The organism is Cellvibrio sp. (assembly GCF_053579595.1).
The window spans coordinates 1-2,706 of record NZ_JBRFPI010000501.1; the positions used below are offsets into that span (position 1 = coordinate 1).

Genomic DNA, 2,706 nt, shown 5'->3' on the forward strand with positions numbered 1-2,706 from the left:
AGCTAAGGTGGTGCTTGAGCCGCTCTTTACTTTTTTCCTGCGCGGGCGCGAACAGCAGATGCTGAAAAACTTTCCAGACGAAATTTTATTTTCGCTAGCGTTTGAACCCTATTTTGAAATTGCGCGCAAATCGCTGCAAGGGTTTGTTATCGTTGATGATGAAATGTTGGATCGCATTATCTGCGCGAGCTGGGATTCGATTGCGTTGCATCCTGAACGCTAAATCAGTTTGGATGAACGAAAAACGGCGAGCCTTGGCTCGCCGTTTTTCATTTGGGTTTTCTAAAAAACTTATTTCAGATGACCCAGATTTTTTTGCACGATCTGCAGGATCGGCTTAAATACTTTGGGCGAGCCGCATACAATGTGACCGGTTTCCAAATAATCCGCACCGCCATTAAAGTCGCTGATCAAACCGCCGGCTTCTTTTACTAACAAGATTCCACCCGCGATATCCCACTCGTTTAAATTCATTTCCCAGAAAGCATCAAAGCGGCCAGCTGCTACATAAGCCAAATCCAATGCAGCTGAACCGGCACGGCGAATACCGGAGGTTTGTCCGGCAATTTCTTGCACGCACGCGAGGTAAGGGCCGATATGTTCGAGGGCATAACCGCTAAAGGGGATGCCAGTGCCAATCAGTGCGCCTTCAAGGTTGCGACGGGTAGAGACGCGCAGACGACGGCCATTCAATGCAGCTCCACGGCCACGGCTAGCGGTAAATTCTTCGCGTTTGATGGGATCGATAACAACGGCGTGCTCAATCTGGCCTTTGTATTTGCAGGCGATGGAGATAGAGAAGTGCGGTACCCCGTGAATAAAATTGGTTGTGCCATCGAGTGGGTCGATAATCCATTCGTAATCGGGGTTTTTGCCGGGCTGATGCCCGCCTTCTTCACCGCGAATACTGTGGTCGGGGTAGGCTTTACGGAGGTGGTAAATAATTTCTTTTTCGGCGGCCTTATCGACTTCAGTGACATAGTCGTTGCGGCTTTTGGTTTCAATCGTTAATAAATCAACACGCTCAAATGCGCGTTCAATCAATTCGGCAGCTTTGCGACCAGCGCGCAAGGCAATCGTTAACATGGGTTCCATAAAGCACCAATTAAATGGGCTACTGGATATCGCATGGATATTCAGCAGACCTGATTGTTCAGGGGGTAGGGATTGTAAAAGAACATGACCGCAGGCGGCATAAGCGCCTCTCGTCGAGGGCGCGCAGTATACCGGCAAGTCATCACTAGAGGCTAGTGATAAGTGACTGTATACTGCGCGCCTTTTTATCGCTTCGCCTGCGTCATATTCCCTTAGTTACCGAGATTTGCCTATGTCAGCCCAGCCTTTTGCCAATATCCGTATCGTTTTGGTCAATACCAGCCACCCCGGCAATATTGGCGGCGCGGCGCGGGCGATGAAAAATATGGGGCTGTCGCGCCTTTATCTTGTTGCACCACAAGAATATCCGTCAGACAAGGCGGTGTGGCGCTCGGCCGGTGCTACCGATGTATTGGATGATGCCGTTGTGGTTGAAACACTGGATGAGGCCATCGCGGGCTGTAGTCTGGTGGTTGGCACCAGCGCCCGTGAACGTCGTATTCCCTGGCCGCTGTTAGACCCGCGCCAATGCGGTGAAAATGTGTGGGCGGAAGCGGCGAGCCATGAAGTGGCAATCGTATTTGGGCGTGAAGATCGCGGCTTGACCAACGAAGAACTGCATAAATGCAACTACCACGTTCATATCCCGGCCAATCCGGATTACAGCTCGCTTAACCTCGCAACGGCTGTGCAGGTCATCACCTATGAAGTACGCATGGCCTATTTGCAAGCGGCTGAAGGCAATACCTTGCCGCAGCACCAGTGGGATATGCCGCCGGTAGAAGCCCAGGCGATGGAAACCTACTATGAGCATCTTGAGCAAACCCTTGCCGAGTTGAATTTCCTGGATCGCGATAATCCCAAGCAGACCATGACGCGCCTGCGTCGCCTCTATAACCGCGTGCGTATGGATCAGATGGAGCTGAATATCCTGCGTGGAGTGCTCACAGCGGTGCAAAACTACATCCATTACAGCGGCAAGGTGATGACTAAATTTGGCAAGGCGCCGGGTTTGGAGTCTATGCGCGAGCTAACAAAGGACGATAAACCGGCCGAATAGGCCGGGTAATCCGGGCGATATTTGTTGCTATTGTGATTGGGCGTTGGAAAAAAGTGAATACTTGAGTAAAATACTCGGAATTGGCGTCGCGTCTGGACTTGAGTGCTATTTCCCGCTCGCGACAATAGATTAATACCGGGATTTTGCAGCGAGGCTTCTCTGCTATGAGACTTACCACCAAAGGCCGCTATGCCGTGACCGCCATGCTGGATTTGGCGCTCCACTGCGATGAGGGGCCTGTTAGTCTGGCGGATATTTCCGCACGCCAAGGCATATCCCTCTCTTATCTTGAGCAATTATTTGCGCGTTTGCGTCATTTTAAATTAGTGAAAAGCGTACGTGGTCCAGGTGGCGGTTATCGCTTGATGGGCAGTACTACCGATATTTCCATTGCTCAGGTGGTCGATGCAGTTAGTGAGTCGCTTGATGCAACCCGCTGTGAAGGCAAGGGCAACTGCCATGAAGGCGAAGTCTGCTTAACCCATCATCTATGGGAAGATTTAAGTGCGCAAATCCACCAGTTTTTGAGTGATATCACCCTCGCTGATCTG

3 protein-coding genes and 1 pseudogene are annotated in these 2,706 nt (G+C 51.0%); 3 read left to right on the forward strand and 1 reads right to left on the reverse strand.

Going from position 1 to position 2,706, the window contains the following annotated elements:
- A pseudogene (locus ACWA6V_RS20365) lies at window positions 1–223 on the forward strand (TetR/AcrR family transcriptional regulator); the annotation flags it as partial.
- Between the two features lie 68 nt (window positions 224–291).
- Here ACWA6V_RS20365 and ACWA6V_RS20370 read toward each other — a convergent pair.
- Window positions 292–1,095 (reverse strand): inositol monophosphatase family protein, encoded by an 804-nt coding sequence (locus ACWA6V_RS20370; protein WP_310069766.1) that lies wholly within the window; start codon window positions 1,093–1,095, stop codon window positions 292–294.
- 232 nt (window positions 1,096–1,327) lie between these two features.
- Between ACWA6V_RS20370 and trmJ the strand changes: the two genes are divergently transcribed.
- Both trmJ and ACWA6V_RS20380 read left to right on the forward strand, forming a co-directional pair.
- On the forward strand, window positions 1,328–2,155 hold the full coding sequence (gene trmJ, locus ACWA6V_RS20375; RefSeq protein ID WP_449524202.1) for a tRNA (cytosine(32)/uridine(32)-2'-O)-methyltransferase TrmJ: 828 nt from the start codon (window positions 1,328–1,330) through the stop codon (window positions 2,153–2,155).
- Between the two features lie 164 nt (window positions 2,156–2,319).
- A partial coding sequence (locus ACWA6V_RS20380; protein WP_449524203.1) for a Fe-S cluster assembly transcription factor occupies window positions 2,320–2,706 on the forward strand: 387 nt, incomplete at its 3' end.

What these genes read in the sequence shown, in the direction of transcription:
- ACWA6V_RS20370 (WP_310069766.1), bottom strand. Translation starts at nt 1,095, where the DNA reads ATGGAACCCATGTTAACGATTGCCTTGCGCGCTGGTCGCAAAGCTGCC.
- trmJ (WP_449524202.1), top strand. Translation starts at nt 1,328, where the DNA reads ATGTCAGCCCAGCCTTTTGCCAATATCCGTATCGTTTTGGTCAATACC.